Genomic DNA, 14,534 nt, shown 5'->3' on the forward strand with positions numbered 1-14,534 from the left:
GCCGGTCAGGATTCGGCGGGTCGGCGCAGGCGCGTGAACTCGTCCTGCACGTTCCGCATCAGGTGGTTGAGGCTCGCCGCATCGAGGGCGGCCGCCTTGAGGCGGGTGCGCAGGGCGGCTTCGCCGTTCCAGGCATAGCCGGCATCGGCCGGGAGGTGGCGCAGCAGCAGGGGACTGACGATCGCGCCGCGCCGATAGGCCGGGTGACGCAGGAGCCTGCCGATCTGGGCGGCGAGCAAATCGACGGCGGATGCGGAGTCCGCGCCCTTGCCCGTCTGCGTGACCGTTGATCGGCTCATGTGAATCCAATCTCCCGAGACTAATATCGGGCCGAAAGATTGAACAAGCGTGAGCGGGTCGGCGGTCCGGCGAAAAACTGCAGCCTCCGGGGTCCCAACCGTTGCAGCAGGATGCTATGCAGGGCCGCTTCCCACGGGCGCGCACTCCGCCGCGCGCCGGATCCGAGTGCCGAACATGAACCCGCTCGTTCCCATCTTCATCGTGCTCCTGCTGCCGCTCTCGGCGATCGGCCTCGTGCTCTACACCGACACGGGCATCGAGCCGGCCCTGTTCTACGCCTCGGTGAAGACCTTCGTGATCCTGGGCGCGATCTCGCTGGCGATGTCCTTCGCCGCCATGAAGCTCGGCGAGCGCACCAAGAACTGACGGTTCAGCCCACGGAGGGCGCGATGCTGCACGTGGTCCCGGCCTTCTCGCGCATCGGCGAGGAGAACGCCTTCGCGGTGCTGGCTCGCGCCCAGGCCCTGGCGTCCCAGGGCCGCGACGTGATCAATCTCGGCATCGGCCAGCCCGACATGCCGACCCCCGGCCACGTGGTCGAGGCCGGCATCAAGGCGTTGCGCGACGGTCACCACGGCTACACGCCGGCGGTGGGCATCCCGCCGCTCCGCGAGGCGGTGGCGCGCGACATCCACCGGCGCCACGGCGTCGAGGTCTCGCCGGACTCCGTGATGATCGTGCCGGGCGGCAAGGTCACCATGTTCATGGCGATCCTGATGTTCGGCGCGCCGGGCGTCGAGATCCTGTATCCGGATCCCGGCTTCCCGATCTATCGCTCGATGATCGAGTTCACGGGCGCCATGCCGGTGCCGGTGCCGATCCGCGAAGAGAACGGCTTCGCCTTCTCGGCGGCCGAGACCCTGGCGCTGATCACCCCGAAGACGCGGCTGCTGATCGTCAATTCGCCCGCCAACCCCACCGGCGGCGTGACTCCGAAGGCCGAGATCGACGCCCTGGTGAAGGGCCTGGCCGACCATCCCGACGTGGCGGTGCTGTCCGACGAGATCTACGGCACGATGACCTACGACGGCGAGCACCATCACTCGCTGCTGACGTATGAAGAAATCCGCGACCGGCTGGTCTATCTCGACGGCGCCTCCAAGACCTACGCGATGACCGGCTGGCGGCTCGGCTGGTCGGTCTGGCCGAAGCCGCTCTACGAGGCGGCGCGCAAGCTCGCGGTGAACGCGCATTCCTGCGTCAACGCGGCAACCCAATGGGCCGGCATCGCGGCCCTGGACGGCCCGCAGGATTGCGTGGCCGCGATGGTGGCCGAGTTCGACCGGCGCCGGGCGATCGTCGTCGACGGGTTGAACGCCCTGCCGGACGTGTCGTGCATCGTCCCGAAGGGCGCATTCTACGCCTTCCCGAACATCTCCCGGACGGGCTGGAAGGCGAAGGCCCTGGCCTCGACGCTGCTCGAAGAGGCGGGCGTCGCGGTGATCGGCGGCCCGGATTTCGGCGTCCACGGCGAAGGCTATATCCGCCTGTCCTACGCCAACTCGGCGGAGAACATCCGCCGGGCGCTGGAGCGGATGGGGACATTCCTCAGCGAATGCAGACCGGGCTGAGGCGGCTTACGGGCGCCGGGCTGGATCTGCCGGGTTATCCTTCCCCCTCCGCTGGTTTGCAGGTTCACACATCGTGCGTGGCGCTACGCCGGCAGGACGAGCCGCGGGTCCCCTCTTCCGAGCGGGAGGGGGGGGCCGGTCGCGCTCCGTGACGAACGGCGATGCCGAACCCCGATGGGTGAGTCGCGGACTTCGCGGGGTGGAATTCGACGTTCAGGACTTCACCGCGGCCCGCTTCTCGATCCAGCCCGCCAGCCAATCGGCGATGTCGAGGCTGTTCTTGTCCTGCATCAGCATGTGCGAATTGCCGTGGATGCCGATCTCCGGCAGCAGGATCAACTCGGCGCGGCCGCCCGCGGCGTTGGCCGCCGCCACGAAGCCCCGGCACTGCTTGAGCCGCGGCGCCCAGCGGGGCGAGGCGTCCACGTAATCGCCGAACAGGACCAGGATCGGCATGTCCTTGTAGGGCGCAAGATCGTCCTTGGCCGGATCCGGGCAGGCACCGGGTTCGATGGCGACGATCGCCCGGATACCCGTCCGGTCGAGGGCAGCGGTCTGGAACGGGTAGATCCCCGACTGCGAGTGCGAGACCAGCACCGCCCCCTTGAGCCGCTTGGCGAGCTCCGACAGGGCCGGCACGGTCGGGTTCGGCACCGGCAGGGCGGCCGACCAGTCCGGGACCATCTGCTTCCAGAACTCCCCCTGCGCCTCCAGGGGGAACTGCATGCCCGGGAAGACCTTCGGGTATTCCGGGCCGAACCGGAAGATCGCCCAGGCCGGCTCGCGGCCCGCCGAGAAGACGGCCGGCAGCGTGTTGGGCTCGGCCCGGCCCATTTTCACCGCGTCGATCTGGGCCGGGCTCGCCGCCGAGCGCCCGCGCCACGCCTGATCGATCACGTAGGTCGGAAAGCCGCGGCGGACGAAGAACTCGTCCCAGCCCATGCGGCCGTCCGGCGTCGTTTCCCAGGTCTTGCCGGTGAGGCAGCAGCCGTGGATCAGGACCAGCGGCGGCCGGGTTGGACCGACCGGCAGTTGATAGTGGACATAGATCTGATCGACGCTGATCGTGCCCGAGGGCGCGTAGGCCGGCAGCGTCGAGAGCGTGTCGGACTGGACGTCGCGGCCGCCCACGAAGAAGCTGCCCTGCTCGGCGATGGTGAGCGGGCCGGGAGACGGATCCGCCGCCACCGCGGCGCCGCCGAGGAGCAGCAGGATGGCCGCCGCGCGAAGGGCCGACCACCCGTGCGAGCGGGCGGCAATCGACAGTCCTGCCATGACGCGTTCCGGCCCCCTCGATCGGGCCCGTCCGGCCCCGTCCCGGACAGGGATCCTAAGCGGGCGTGCACCGGCAAGCCAATGGTTCACGGGTGCAGATCTTTGATGATCCATCGACTTTGTCGGAAACCAGTCAAACACCGCAATGAAACCTACTTCGCATGACGCCGGACCATGAACCCGTCCGCGCGAAGGCTCGTCGCGCGGACGGCGGGGCGGTCAGGCGGCGATGTCGCGCTCGATCCGGCCGGCGGCCTCGGCGGGCACATCCAGGGCCTCGGCCAGCATCTTGAGGAACTGGCGCTCCTGCAGCGTGTCGGGATCGATGGCGAGTCGCGCCGCCGCGTAGATCCGGGCCGCCGCGTCGGGATCTGCGACGCGTTCGGCGATCTCGTCGACATCGGCGGGGCTTTCCAGCTCCCGCTCCAGCCAGGACTGGCCGTCCGCGTCGAGGCCGGCCTCGGACACGGCCGCCTGCAGGCGCTTGCGCTCGGCGGCATCGACCAGCCCGTCGGCGCTGGTGGCCGCCACCATGGCCCGGAGCATCAGCCGGGCCTCATCCTCGCCGACGGCGGTGAAATCCGGCCCGCCCTTGGACGGCGCTGCCGGCTCCGTGCCGCGCAGGGCCCGGAAGGCGAGGCCGCCGATCAGCGCGAGCCCGCCGAGCGCCGCGCTCGCGGCGAGTCCGCCGCGCCGCGAGCGCACCAGCGCGTCGACCATCTGCCTGCTGTCGGCCATGCAACCCTCCCGAACTCAGTCCCGAATCGATTCGGAAACGGCCCGGGAGGCGCTTCGGTTCAGCCGCGCTCAGGCGTCGGCTTCATCCTCGTCCTCGTCGATGTCCACGAGAAAGACGATGTCGGCCTCATCCTCGTCCTCCTCGTCGTCCGATGCGCCACCCGCGTGGTGCGGATCCTCGACGTACTCGCCCTCGCCATCGTCCTCCGTGAGGGCGTCCTCGAAGATCTCGATCTCGTCCTCGGTGGCGGGCCGGATCTTGAGGGCCGAGGTGCCGTTCCAGAGCGGCTTGCCCTCGCTCGTCATGGTCCGGATGTCTTCCTTGAAGCCCGCACAGGTGAAGAGGTCCTTGGCGGACGCCTCGTCGCTGTTGATCACCGCAACGGCGGTGCCGTCGATCTCGAGCGTGAACATGGCCGGCATCCCTCTCGTAACCGTCCTCAGGCGCGCCCGGTCAGCGGGATCGCGCGGGTGCGACGCCGGGCCCCGGACGAAAACCCGTGGGATTCGCCCGGCGGTCATCCGCGCCGCCAAGGGGATGCTGTAGGGGTGAAGCGGGCGGGCGCCAAGCCCGTCACACGGGGTCAGCGCGATTTGGCGCGGCGCACCCGGCCAGGCCGGCCGGATCATCGGCGGATAACGAAGGATCACCGCGCATGCGGATCAGGCTCGGCTGCGAGATGCGCTACGCCTTCCCCTATCCGGTGCCCATGGTGGTGATGCTCAACGTGCATCCCAGCCGGGCCGCGTCCCTCGAAGCGCCCGACGCGCTGCGCACCGAGCCCCCCGTGCCGGTGGAAACCTACCAGGACGGGTTCGGCAACCTGTGCGGCCGCCTGACGGCTCCGGCGGGCAGCTTCACCCTCGGGACCGACGCGGTGATCCGCGACGACGGCGATCCCGATTCGTCCCATCCCGAGGCCGAGCAGCACCCGATCGAGGCCCTGCCCGCGGAGACGATCGTGTTCCTGCTGCCGAGCCGCTACTGCGAATCGGACCTGCTGGCCGACGAGGCGTGGCGGCTGTTCGGGCACATCACCCCGGGCTGGGGCCGCGTCCAGGCCGTCTGCGACTTCGTCCACGGCCACATCGCGTTCGGCTACGAGTTCGCCCACCGGGACCGCACCGCCCTGGACGCCTATGCGGGCGGCCGCGGCGTCTGCAGGGACTTCACCCATCTCGCGGTGGCCTTCTGCCGGGCCCTCAACGTGCCGACCCGCTACTGCACCGGCTACATCAGCTTCATCGGCGAGCCCGAGCCGCATCCGGCCGGCGATTTCGCCGCCTGGATGGAGGTCTATCTCGGCGGGCGCTGGCACGTGTTCGATCCGCGCAACAACGCGCCGCGGATCGGCCGGGTGATGGTGGCCTATGGGCGCGACGCCGCCGACGTGCCGCTGACCCACACCTTCGGGCCCAACCCGCTGGTGGGCTTCCGGGTCTGGGCCGACCGGATCGACCATCTCGATCAGTCCGAGGAGGCCGCGATCCCGCCGGAGGAGCCGCTGCCGCCGCAGAGCATGACGACCCGGACGGGGTGAGGGCCGGACCTCAGACCCCCGCGCCCCGCGCGATGGCCCGCTTGACCACGCCCTGAACCTCCGGGTTCGACAGGAACAGGTCGTGGTTGATCAGGCCGCCGCCATAATCGGAGGCGTCGGCGACGCGCACGCCGAGCGCCTCCAGCTTGGCGCGGTCCACCGCCCCCGCCCGGACGCCGCCGGCCAGGGCCGCGGAGAGTTCGAGCGCCCGGTCGTTGGTGGCCGAGATCACCGTGATCTTCGACACGTCCGACCCGAGCCGCGAGACGCCGTTGGAGAACAGGTCGAAATCGATGTCGGGGGCGGCCAGCACCACGGCACCGATCCGCCCCATCGCCGCCTCGCCGGCCTCGGCGCGCAGCATCCGCAGGGTCTCCAGCGTCAGGAGCGTGCCCATCGAGTGCGCCACGATGTTGATGCGGCCGCCGCTCGGCGAGGCGGCGAGCGCCTTGAGCAGATCCTCGAAGGCGTCCCGGGACCAGAGGGCGCTCTCGCGGTCGTAATTGTAGTCGAGGGTCGCGGCCGCCGAGGGCCACGTGAACAGGCCCGAGACGCCGCGGAAGCGGATCCCGTCCGAGAGTCGCGCGGCGCTGACGGCGGCCGATTCGAAGGTCTCGCGGTAGCCGTGGACGTAGATCAGCACGTCGCGGCCGAGCGCCGCCTGCGCGAAGGCCTCCGCCGCGCCGGGCCCGGTCTCGGTCTTCGGCACGGCGCCGATCGTCCAGTCGCCGGTGATGACCGACGAGACCTTTCCGAGCAGCGAGCGGTCCGGCGGCGAGAGGCGCACCTCGGCGAAGCTCAGGCCCCGGCCGCGCTCGCTGCTGAAATACGGCGGCTTCGGCGGGTTGCCCACGGGCTTTCGGGTCGTGGCGACCAGCAGCACCGGCATGACGTCGAGGGCCGATTGCTTCTCGGGCAGGGCCGCGCCGGTCCCGAGATCGTCGGTGACGCAGGCGCCGAGCGACGGGGCGAGGGACGCGGCACCGGCGAGGGCCGTGAACCGGAGGAGGACGCGGCGTGAGACGGTCTGGCTCGACATGATCCGGTTACGCTCGGGTGGGGCGGCCTGCGTGGCGCAGGATCTTGGCCGTGGCGGGGCAGGCCCGAGGCGGGCAAGGCTCTGTCCGCTGTGGAGTACGGGCACGGTGCGGCGTGTTGTGCCTGGGACACAGGCCGCGCTATCCCTCGACGGCGGCCCACGCCACCGCCATGAAGAGCCTATGACGCCGACCATCGACATCGAGAGCCTGCGCGAGCGCCTGCTGCGCGGCGACCGCGCCGCCCTGGCCCGGGCCATCACCCTGGCCGAGTCCAAACGGGTCGATCACCGCGCGCTCGCCGCCACCCTGATCGATTCCGTGCTGCCGCAGACCGGCCGGGCGATCCGGGTGGGAATCACCGGCGTGCCCGGCGTCGGCAAATCGACCACCATCGATGCGCTGGGCTCGAACCTGACGGCGGCCGGCCACAGGGTGGCGGTGCTGGCGGTCGACCCGTCCTCCTCGCGCACGGGCGGCTCGATCCTGGGCGACAAGACCCGGATGGCCCGGCTCGCCCACGATCCGCAAGCCTTCATCCGCCCCTCCCCGTCCTCGGGCACGCTGGGCGGGGTCGCGGCCAAGACCCGCGAGACCATGCTGCTCTGTGAGGCGGCCGGGTTCGACGTGATCCTGGTGGAGACGGTCGGCGTCGGCCAGTCCGAGACCGCGGTGGCCGATCTCACCGACTTCTTCCTCGTGCTGATGCTCCCCGGCGCGGGCGACGAGCTGCAGGGCATCAAGAAGGGCATCCTCGAACTCGCCGACATGATCGCGGTCAACAAGGCCGATGCCGGCGAGGCCGAGCAGCGGGCCAACGCAGCGGCCTCCGAATACCGGGCGGCCCTGCACATCCTCACCCCGGCCTCCGCGACCTGGACGCCGCCGGTGGTGACCATCTCGGGTTTCCACAACCTCCGGCTGGATGCCCTGTGGTCCAGGATCGTCGATCACCGGGAGAAGCTCACCGCCACGGGTGAAATCCAGGCGAAGCGCCGGACCCAGGATGTGAAGTGGATGTGGGCCCTCGTCGACGAGCGCCTGCATCAGCGCCTCGTCGGGTCGCCGGAGGTCCGCCGCCGCACCGCGGAAGCCGAGGCGGCCGTGGCCCGGGGGGAGACCTCGCCGGCCGCGGGCGCTGCCGCCATCGCGGAGCTGATCGGGCTCTGAGGCCGGCAGCCCTGTGAAGAGCCCGGCCGCACAAAATCGTGCCGGGCGGGGGCACAAACCCGGTCTCGCGCGTTCCGAGGACGACGGCGTATCGAGCGGCGCCCCGTCGCGGCGCCGCGCACGTCCCAGGAGAGTGCCATGGTGGATACGGATCGGATCGTCGGCGGCGCCAAGGAAGCCGTCGGCAAGGTTCAGGGCGCGGCCGGCGATTACGTCGGCTCCAACCGGGACTCGGTCGAGGGGCGGTTCCGCGAGGCGCAGGGCCAGGCGCAGAACGTCTACGGACAGGTGAAGGACAAGGCCCGCGACATCGCCGACCAGGCCAGCGACGTCGCCAGCGACGTGTATGACCGCGCCGGCGACTATGCCAGCGACGCCTACGAGCGCAGCGGCTCCTACCTGCGCGACGGCAGTGCCGCCGTCGGCGCCCGGGTGGAGGAGAACCCGCTGGTCGCGCTGCTCATCGCGGGCGCGGTCGGCTACGGCCTCGCCCTGCTGATCCACGGCCGCCGCTGATCGAACGCGGCCCCGCCCGAATGCGCGGGCGGGGCCGGGTCCGGCGCTGGAGCCGGACCCGATGGCGTTGCACACGATATGCGACAGCGAGGCGAGCGGGTGATCCCATCCGCCCACCTCATCCTGAGATGCCCGCATCAGCGGGCCTCGAAGGAGGGCTCCTGGGATCGCTGTGGCTTCTGGAGGGCTCCTTCGAGGCCTGCGCTGCGCTCCGGCGCCTCAGGACGCGGTGGAGGGTTGGGCGACCGAAAAAAGGCTTCGTGGTCTTGTGTCGTGTACCCTTCTCCGCGGATGAGGCGCGGGTCCCCTCTCCCGTGAGGTCTGCTTTCGCAGAAAGCCGGGTGAGGATTGAGAACGCTCAGAACTAAGCACGCGTTGTCGGCGCATCGATCGCGCTCGATCCTGAGACTTCTCGTCCCTCACCCCAACCCTCTCACGTCGGGGATGGGAGGCTTGTCGCGCCTGCCAAGCCTGTCGAGGCACGCCTGTCGTGTACCGTGCGCGTTGCAGTCGGGCCCAGCTCTAAGCCTTTGTTTGAAGGCGCCTTACTGCGCCGTCCAGCCGCCATCCATCGGGATGTTGGCGCCGGTGATCTGGCTCGCCGCATCGGAGCACAGGAACACCGCGAGCGCGGCGACCTGATCGACCGTGACGAACTCCTTGGTCGGCTGCGCCTTGAGCATCACGTCCTCGATCACCTGCTCCTTGGTGAGATTGCGAGCCTTCATGGTGTCGGGGATCTGCGCCTCCACGAGGGGCGTCCAGACATAGCCCGGCGAGATGCAGTTCACCGTGACCTTGTGCGGCGCGAGTTCCAGCGCCGCCGTCTTGGTCAGGCCGGCGATGCCGTGCTTGGCGGCGACGTAGGCCGACTTGAACGGCGAGGCCACCAGCGAGTGCGCCGAGGCGGTGTTGATGATCCGCCCCCAGCCCTTCGCCTTCATGCCGGGGATCGCGGCATGCATCGCATGGAAGGCCGAGGACAGGTTGATCGCGATGATCTGCTCCCACTTCTCGGCCGGAAATTCCTCGATCGGCGCGACGAACTGGATGCCGGCATTGTTGACCAGGATGTCGAGGGACCCGAAGCAATCCTGCGCGTCCCGGACCATCGCGCCGATCTCGGCCGGCTTCGACATGTCGGCTCCGGAATAGAGGGTGCGCACCCCGAACTCGGTCTCGATGGCGGTGCGGGCCTGCTCGATCGCCTCCGGTTCGCCGAAGCCGTTGAGCACGATGTTGGCCCCCTCGGCGGCGAAGGCCCGGGCGATGGCGAGCCCGATCCCGCTGGTCGAGCCGGTGACGAGGGCGGTCTTGGTCTTGAGCGTCATGGCAACCTCCGGATCTGTGCGGGCCCGTAATCAGGCGAGATAGTCGTGCAGCACTTTGCCGTACGGGAGGGTGAAGTCCACGATCATGTGGCGCGCCCCGACGATCCGGCGCACCGGCAGGTCGGCGACCCGGCAATTGACGTGCGGGATCAGGTGGAGGCGGCCCTCGCCGTTCCAGGCGCCGTGCACGGAGATGTCCTCGAGCCGGTAGCCCACGAGTTGGGCGACCTTCGGCCGCCCGTCGACGTCCGGCAGGAGCTTCAGGTTGACGTTGAGCTTGCGCAGGCCCTCGCGGACCGAGCCCAGATCGTGGTCCAGGCTCTCGTGCTTGTAGGTCATGGTCCCGATCGCGACGCGCTGCTCGTCGTAGAACAGCGTGCCGGTGAGCGTGTCCTTCATGAGCTTGAGCTCCGGCTGGCCCCACTTCTTCGGAAAACCCCAGATCTCGCGGCCGGCGGTGATCGGCGGCTCGTCGTCGAGGTACATCTGGATCGAGAAGTTGCACGGCTCGCCGTTGTAGAAGGCGTAAGCGCCGCTGCCGCTCTCCTCGTAATCACCGAAGCCCGAGGAATCGGGCATCTTCATCCACTCGTAGAAGACGAGGTTGTCCGGATGCGGCTCCAACGGCTCCGGCAGCGCCCGGCGCAGGGCAACCGGATCGGTCTCGTAGGTGATGATCAGGTACTCGCGCTGGCGGAACCGGTAGGGCCCGCGCGGGTAGCTCGGGCTGAAGGCGGGCATCGAGGTCGTGGACAGGATCTCGTCGCGGGTCATGGTCAAGCCTCCGCTCGTCCGTGCCGGGGCGATCCGGTCCGCCCCGGCTTCCGTCAGGGTCGTCTCAATCGCGGGCGTGCCGGCTGAGGTCGAAGACGGCGACGCCGTCCTCGTTGTGCGCCCGCTCGCGCCAGCGCCGGTGGCGCAGGGACCGGACCGCATCGTCGTGGCCCGCCTGCCAATGCTCCAGCATCGTCGCCCGGGAGAACTCGTAATCCTTCGAATTCCCCTCGTAGCTCTTCTGCCGGTAGATCAGCTGCATCATGGTGATGAAGTTCTGCCGGGTGACCTGACGCAGGAAGACCACGTCGTCGTCGGCCTGCATCTCGGGCGGCAGCCTCTCGATCAGCCGCCGCATGGCGCGCTTGGCCCTGCGGATCTCGATGTTCTTGTCGGTGTTCAGCCGTGTCCGGCTCGAATAGCGGATATCCTTCTCGCGCTCGGCCGCCTCGACCAGGGTGCGCGGCATCGCCCCCTGGGCCGAGAACAGATCGACCTGATAGACGACGAGGTCGCGCTGGCGCTCGGTGTCGAGGACGTAATCGAGGGGCGTGTTCGAGACGAGGCCACCGTCCCAGTAGGCCTCGCCGTCGATGATCACCGGCGGAAAGCCCGGCGGCAGCGCCCCCGAGGCCATGATGTGCTCCGGGCCGATCCGGTCGGTCCGATTGTCGAAATACACGAAGTTGCCCGAGCGGACGTTGACGGCCCCGACGCTGAGCCGGACCTCCCCCCGGTTGATCCGGTCGAAATCGACGAACCGCTCCAGGGTGCCCTTGAGGGCGCTCGTATCGTAGAGGCTGAGCGCCTCCGGAGCGCCGGGCGGATAGAAGCTCGCGGGCGGCACCCGCGGCGTGAAGAAACCCGGCACGCCGAAGGTGGCGATCCAGGCCGCCGACATCTCGTTGAACGCGGTGCGCGCCTGCTCGCCGGGGACGAACGGCTTCGCGGTCAGGTCGGAGGAGACCAGCTCCCAGAACGCCCGCAGGCAGTCAACGCGGCGCTCCGGCGGGTTGCCGACGATGAGCGCCGCGTTGATCGCCCCGATCGAGATCCCGGCGACCCAGTCGATCGCCGTCTGATGCCCGGCGAGCGCCTCGTAGATACCGGCCTGATAGGATCCAAGCGCACCACCGCCCTGAAGGACGAGGACCGACGCCTCGCCGGAGGGATAGAGGGACTCGGGTATCGTCATCGGGGCCGCCAAGCTTTCAGCGCGTCGCTCCCGTGCCAGCCCGAGATCTTGGGAATGTGACATCCTGTCATGGACCCGGGCCATGGCGGCCTTGTCCACAGGGAAGCAGGCACCACGCCGTCGAACATCGGTTCGGTCGTCGCGCCCCCCGGTCCGCCCCGTCCCGACCGGGGCCGCCCGGCACCGAGGGACGTTACCGATTCGCCGTATCGGCCCGGTTCACGGCGCAGCGCCCTGCCCTACCGAGCCTCCGCCCCTTCGCGATCCTCCGCGCCGGCCGCATTGCCGGGAGCCAGCGGCAGCGTTACCTCCACGCGCAGCCCCGGCCCATTGTCGCGCAAGGACAGTGCGCCCCGGTGCAGCCGCATCACCGCGTTGACCAGACTGAGGCCGACCCCGAGCCCCGGCCGCGACCGGGATTGCTCCAGGCGGACGAAGCGCTCGAGCACGCGCGCGCGCTCGCCCTCGGGAATGCCCAGCCCCGTGTCGGAAACCGAAAGGCGGGCCTGCCCGCCGTCGCGCCAGACCGCGACGACGATCCGCCCCGGCCCGCCTCCCGGCGGATCGCCGTACTTGAGAGCGTTGTCGACGAGGTTCGCGAGCGCCTGCCCGATCAGCTCACGGTTGGCCTCGACCAAGACGCCGTCCTGCGCCTCCACCGCCAGGGTGAACCCCTGATCCTCGGCAAGAGCCTCGTAGAGCTCGGCGACACCGCGTGCTGTGGCCCCGAGATCGAGGGGCGCCATGATCTCGCGGGCGCTGCCGGCCTCGAGCCGGGCGATCATCTGCAGGGCGTTGAAGACCCGGATCAGCCCATCGCCTTCCTCGATCACGGCCTCCAGGGCGGCACGCAGTTCCTCCGGCGTCGAAGGCCGGCGCAGCGCCTCGTCGGCGCGGTTGCGCAGGCGGGTCAGCGGTGTCTTGAGGTCGTGCGCGATGTTGTCGGAGACCTCGCGCATCCCACGCATCAGCTCTCCGATTCGCTCCAGCATCAAGTTCAGGCTGGATGCGAGGCGGTCCAGTTCATCGCCGTTACCCGCGACGTGCAACCGCCCGTCGAGATCCCCCGCCATGATCGACCGGGTCGTCTGCGTCATGGCGTCGACCCGGCGCAGGACCCGGCTCGCCGCGAGCCAGCCCCCGATCACCCCGAGGAGCACCACGGCCGCCACCGAGGTGCCGAAGGCCCGGCCGATCACGGCGCGCAGGCGGTCGCGCTCCTCCGTGTCCCGACCGACCAGCAGCCGGAAGCCGCCCGGCAGGGTGAAGACCCGCACGATCGCCCGATGGGCCTCGGCATCCGAATCGTTGCGGCCGTACCGCGTCTCGCTTTGGCCGGGCGTCGCCAGAACCGCGGCCGGCACGAAGCCGACATTCCCGACGACGTGGTCGCCGCCGGCCGTGGTGACGAGGTAGAGGGAGGCGCCGGGCTCCCGCGAACGGCGTTCGACAACGGTGATCAGCCGGCGCAGGCCGCCGGCATTGTACTGCTCCGACAGGCCGTTGATCTCGGCGTCGATCGTCGAGACGAGCTGATCGTCGAGCACCGCGCGGGCATTCCAGGCGACGTAGCCGAGGGCCAGGAAGGCGCAGAGCGTGAAGATCGCCAGATAGGCGAGCGACAGCTTGAAGGCGGTGGTGCGGAACAGCTTCTGGACACGCGCCGCGCCGGTCTCGGTCGGGTTGAGCGCGTCGATCGGCAACCGGTTCACCCGGCCGCGCCGTCATCGACGCGCAGCACGTAACCCGCCCCCCGGACCGTATGGATGATCGGCGACGGAAAGCCCTTGTCGAGCTTGCCGCGCAGGCGCGACACGTGGACGTCGATCACGTTGGTCTGGGGATCGAAGTGATAGTCCCAGACGTGCTCCAGCAGCATCGTGCGGGTGACCACCTGGCCGGCATGCCGCATCAGGTATTCGAGAAGCCGGAATTCCCGCGGCTGCAGCGGGATCTCGCGGCCGGACCGGGTGACGCGGTGCGAGAGCCGGTCGAGCTCGAGGTCACCGACCCGGTAGCGCGTCTCTTCCGCCGCACCGGACCCGGCCTGCCGCCGGGCCAGGGCCTCGGTGCGGGCGAGCAGCTCCGAGAAGGCGTAGGGTTTCGGCAGGTAATCGTCGCCGCCGGCCCGCAGGCCCTTGACCCGGTCGTCCACCTGACCGAGCGCCGACAGGATCAGCACCGGCGTCGCCACCGTCTGCTCGCGCAGGGAGCGAATCAGCGACAGGCCATCGAGCTTCGGCAGCATGCGATCGACGATCAGCACATCGTAGGCACCCTCGCGCGCCAGGGCATAGCCGTCCAGGCCGTCATGGGCGCAATCAGCGACGTGCCCGGTCTCGCGAAACGCCTTGACCAGGTAGGCCGCCGCGTCCCGGTCGTCCTCGATGATGAGAAGTCGCATGGATCCGGTCCATAGCGCGCCGCGCGGATCGGGGGAACGTGCCTCGCTCAGCATAGTCAGCCACTCCCCTCCCCGCGCGCCCGATGAACGGGCCGGAACCGCGGGGCGCGTATCCCGGCCCGTTCCGACGCCGCCGGTCAGACACTTCGGAGGGCACGAAGTCTGCCAACGGCATCGTCCGCCTGATCCGCCGTGCGGATCGGTGGCATGCGGACCTTGGACGAGCGCCGATTACGGGAGGGTCGCGCCGAGATGACTTTCCGGCAAGAATAGCGCCGGTGCATCGCGCGCAAACGCAACCGCAAACAGGCCGCTCCCCGGAGGAAGCGGCCTGTTTGGATCGTACGGATCGTGTCGAGGGGATGCTGATTGCGATGGGCGGGTCTGGCGGCGACCGACTCTCCCGTGTCTTGAGACACAGTACCATAGGCGCTGGCGTGTTTAACGGCCGAGTTCGAGATGGGATCGGGTTCTGGGCACGCCGCTCAGGCCACCAGACCGGCGCATCGCAATTCTTCTGGCACGTGGCGGCGCAGGGTGCTGCGACGGCGCGTACTGTGTTCGGCAAGCAGGCAGCGGATACGCTGCGGGTCTTTTTGTTTGCGTGTGTCTCTGGCTGCGCCAGCCTTGCGGCTGCCGAACCAGTCCGGACACGGATCACGAGAGCGATCAAGCCAATCGG

At 69.6% G+C, this 14,534-nt stretch carries 16 protein-coding genes and 1 rRNA gene; 5 read left to right on the top strand and 12 right to left on the bottom strand.

The features are described 5' to 3' along the window. Positions 1 to 5: 5 nt before the first annotated feature. Complete coding sequence (locus AAHG09_RS03670; RefSeq protein WP_342105416.1) at positions 6 to 299, bottom strand: hypothetical protein; 294 nt, start codon at positions 297 to 299, stop codon at positions 6 to 8. 175 nt (positions 300 to 474) lie between these two features. Between AAHG09_RS03670 and AAHG09_RS03675 the strand changes: the two genes are divergently transcribed. After that, a complete protein-coding gene (locus AAHG09_RS03675; protein WP_342105417.1) occupies positions 475 to 666 on the top strand; it encodes a hypothetical protein in 192 nt (63 codons plus the stop codon). Positions 667 to 689: 23 nt separating this feature from the next. Continuing rightward, complete coding sequence (locus tag AAHG09_RS03680) at positions 690 to 1,871, top strand: pyridoxal phosphate-dependent aminotransferase (protein ID WP_342105418.1); 1,182 nt, start codon at positions 690 to 692, stop codon at positions 1,869 to 1,871. A gap of 213 nt (positions 1,872 to 2,084) precedes the next feature. On the opposite strand, the gene AAHG09_RS03685 is transcribed toward AAHG09_RS03680, so the two are convergent. From AAHG09_RS03685 to AAHG09_RS03695, 3 genes are all read right to left on the bottom strand, one after another. Then, positions 2,085 to 3,146 (bottom strand): alpha/beta hydrolase family protein, encoded by a 1,062-nt coding sequence (locus tag AAHG09_RS03685; protein ID WP_342105419.1) that lies wholly within the window; start codon positions 3,144 to 3,146, stop codon positions 2,085 to 2,087. A gap of 219 nt (positions 3,147 to 3,365) precedes the next feature. Next, complete coding sequence (locus AAHG09_RS03690) at positions 3,366 to 3,884, bottom strand: DUF533 domain-containing protein (protein ID WP_342105420.1); 519 nt, start codon at positions 3,882 to 3,884, stop codon at positions 3,366 to 3,368. Between the two features lie 69 nt (positions 3,885 to 3,953). Continuing rightward, complete coding sequence (locus AAHG09_RS03695) at positions 3,954 to 4,298, bottom strand: hypothetical protein (protein ID WP_342105421.1); 345 nt, start codon at positions 4,296 to 4,298, stop codon at positions 3,954 to 3,956. Between the two features lie 242 nt (positions 4,299 to 4,540). Here AAHG09_RS03695 and AAHG09_RS03700 point away from each other — a divergent pair, with 242 nt between their 5' ends. Next, a complete protein-coding gene (locus tag AAHG09_RS03700) occupies positions 4,541 to 5,425 on the top strand; it encodes a transglutaminase-like domain-containing protein (protein ID WP_342105422.1) in 885 nt (294 codons plus the stop codon). A 10-nt stretch (positions 5,426 to 5,435) separates the two neighbouring features. Here the strand turns inward: AAHG09_RS03700 and AAHG09_RS03705 are convergent, their stop codons facing one another. Next, positions 5,436 to 6,464 (bottom strand): alpha/beta hydrolase, encoded by a 1,029-nt coding sequence (locus AAHG09_RS03705; protein ID WP_342105423.1) that lies wholly within the window; start codon positions 6,462 to 6,464, stop codon positions 5,436 to 5,438. Positions 6,465 to 6,645: 181 nt separating this feature from the next. Between AAHG09_RS03705 and meaB the strand changes: the two genes are divergently transcribed. Continuing rightward, positions 6,646 to 7,632, top strand: coding sequence for a methylmalonyl Co-A mutase-associated GTPase MeaB (gene meaB / locus AAHG09_RS03710; protein WP_342105424.1), 987 nt, complete (start codon positions 6,646 to 6,648; stop codon positions 7,630 to 7,632). Between the two features lie 138 nt (positions 7,633 to 7,770). Beyond that, the gene (locus AAHG09_RS03715) at positions 7,771 to 8,148 is read left to right on the top strand and encodes a CsbD family protein (RefSeq protein WP_342105425.1); all 378 of its coding nucleotides are present in this window, start codon (positions 7,771 to 7,773) and stop codon (positions 8,146 to 8,148) included. Between the two features lie 545 nt (positions 8,149 to 8,693). On the opposite strand, the gene AAHG09_RS03720 is transcribed toward AAHG09_RS03715, so the two are convergent. From AAHG09_RS03720 to AAHG09_RS03750, 7 genes are all read right to left on the bottom strand, one after another. Continuing rightward, positions 8,694 to 9,479 (bottom strand): 3-hydroxybutyrate dehydrogenase, encoded by a 786-nt coding sequence (locus tag AAHG09_RS03720; RefSeq protein WP_342105426.1) that lies wholly within the window; start codon positions 9,477 to 9,479, stop codon positions 8,694 to 8,696. A gap of 30 nt (positions 9,480 to 9,509) precedes the next feature. Then, the gene (locus AAHG09_RS03725; RefSeq protein ID WP_342105428.1) at positions 9,510 to 10,253 is read right to left on the bottom strand and encodes an acetoacetate decarboxylase; all 744 of its coding nucleotides are present in this window, start codon (positions 10,251 to 10,253) and stop codon (positions 9,510 to 9,512) included. A 64-nt stretch (positions 10,254 to 10,317) separates the two neighbouring features. Further along, positions 10,318 to 11,448, bottom strand: coding sequence for a patatin-like phospholipase family protein (locus AAHG09_RS03730; protein ID WP_342105429.1), 1,131 nt, complete (start codon positions 11,446 to 11,448; stop codon positions 10,318 to 10,320). Between the two features lie 239 nt (positions 11,449 to 11,687). Continuing rightward, positions 11,688 to 13,160 (bottom strand): sensor histidine kinase, encoded by a 1,473-nt coding sequence (locus AAHG09_RS03735; RefSeq protein ID WP_342105430.1) that lies wholly within the window; start codon positions 13,158 to 13,160, stop codon positions 11,688 to 11,690. After that, on the bottom strand, positions 13,157 to 13,852 hold the full coding sequence (locus AAHG09_RS03740; RefSeq protein ID WP_342105431.1) for a response regulator transcription factor: 696 nt from the start codon (positions 13,850 to 13,852) through the stop codon (positions 13,157 to 13,159). Before AAHG09_RS03740 ends, AAHG09_RS03735 begins: the two co-directional genes overlap by 4 nt. A gap of 382 nt (positions 13,853 to 14,234) precedes the next feature. Next, positions 14,235 to 14,350, bottom strand: a 5S ribosomal RNA gene (gene rrf / locus AAHG09_RS03745). Beyond that, on the bottom strand, positions 14,338 to 14,534 hold a 197-nt coding region (locus tag AAHG09_RS03750), incomplete at its 5' end, for a hypothetical protein (RefSeq protein WP_342105432.1). The genes AAHG09_RS03750 and rrf, both read right to left, overlap by 13 nt.

Source organism: Methylobacterium guangdongense (assembly GCF_038442355.1).
Classification (GTDB): Bacteria; Pseudomonadota; Alphaproteobacteria; order Rhizobiales; family Beijerinckiaceae; genus Methylobacterium; species Methylobacterium guangdongense.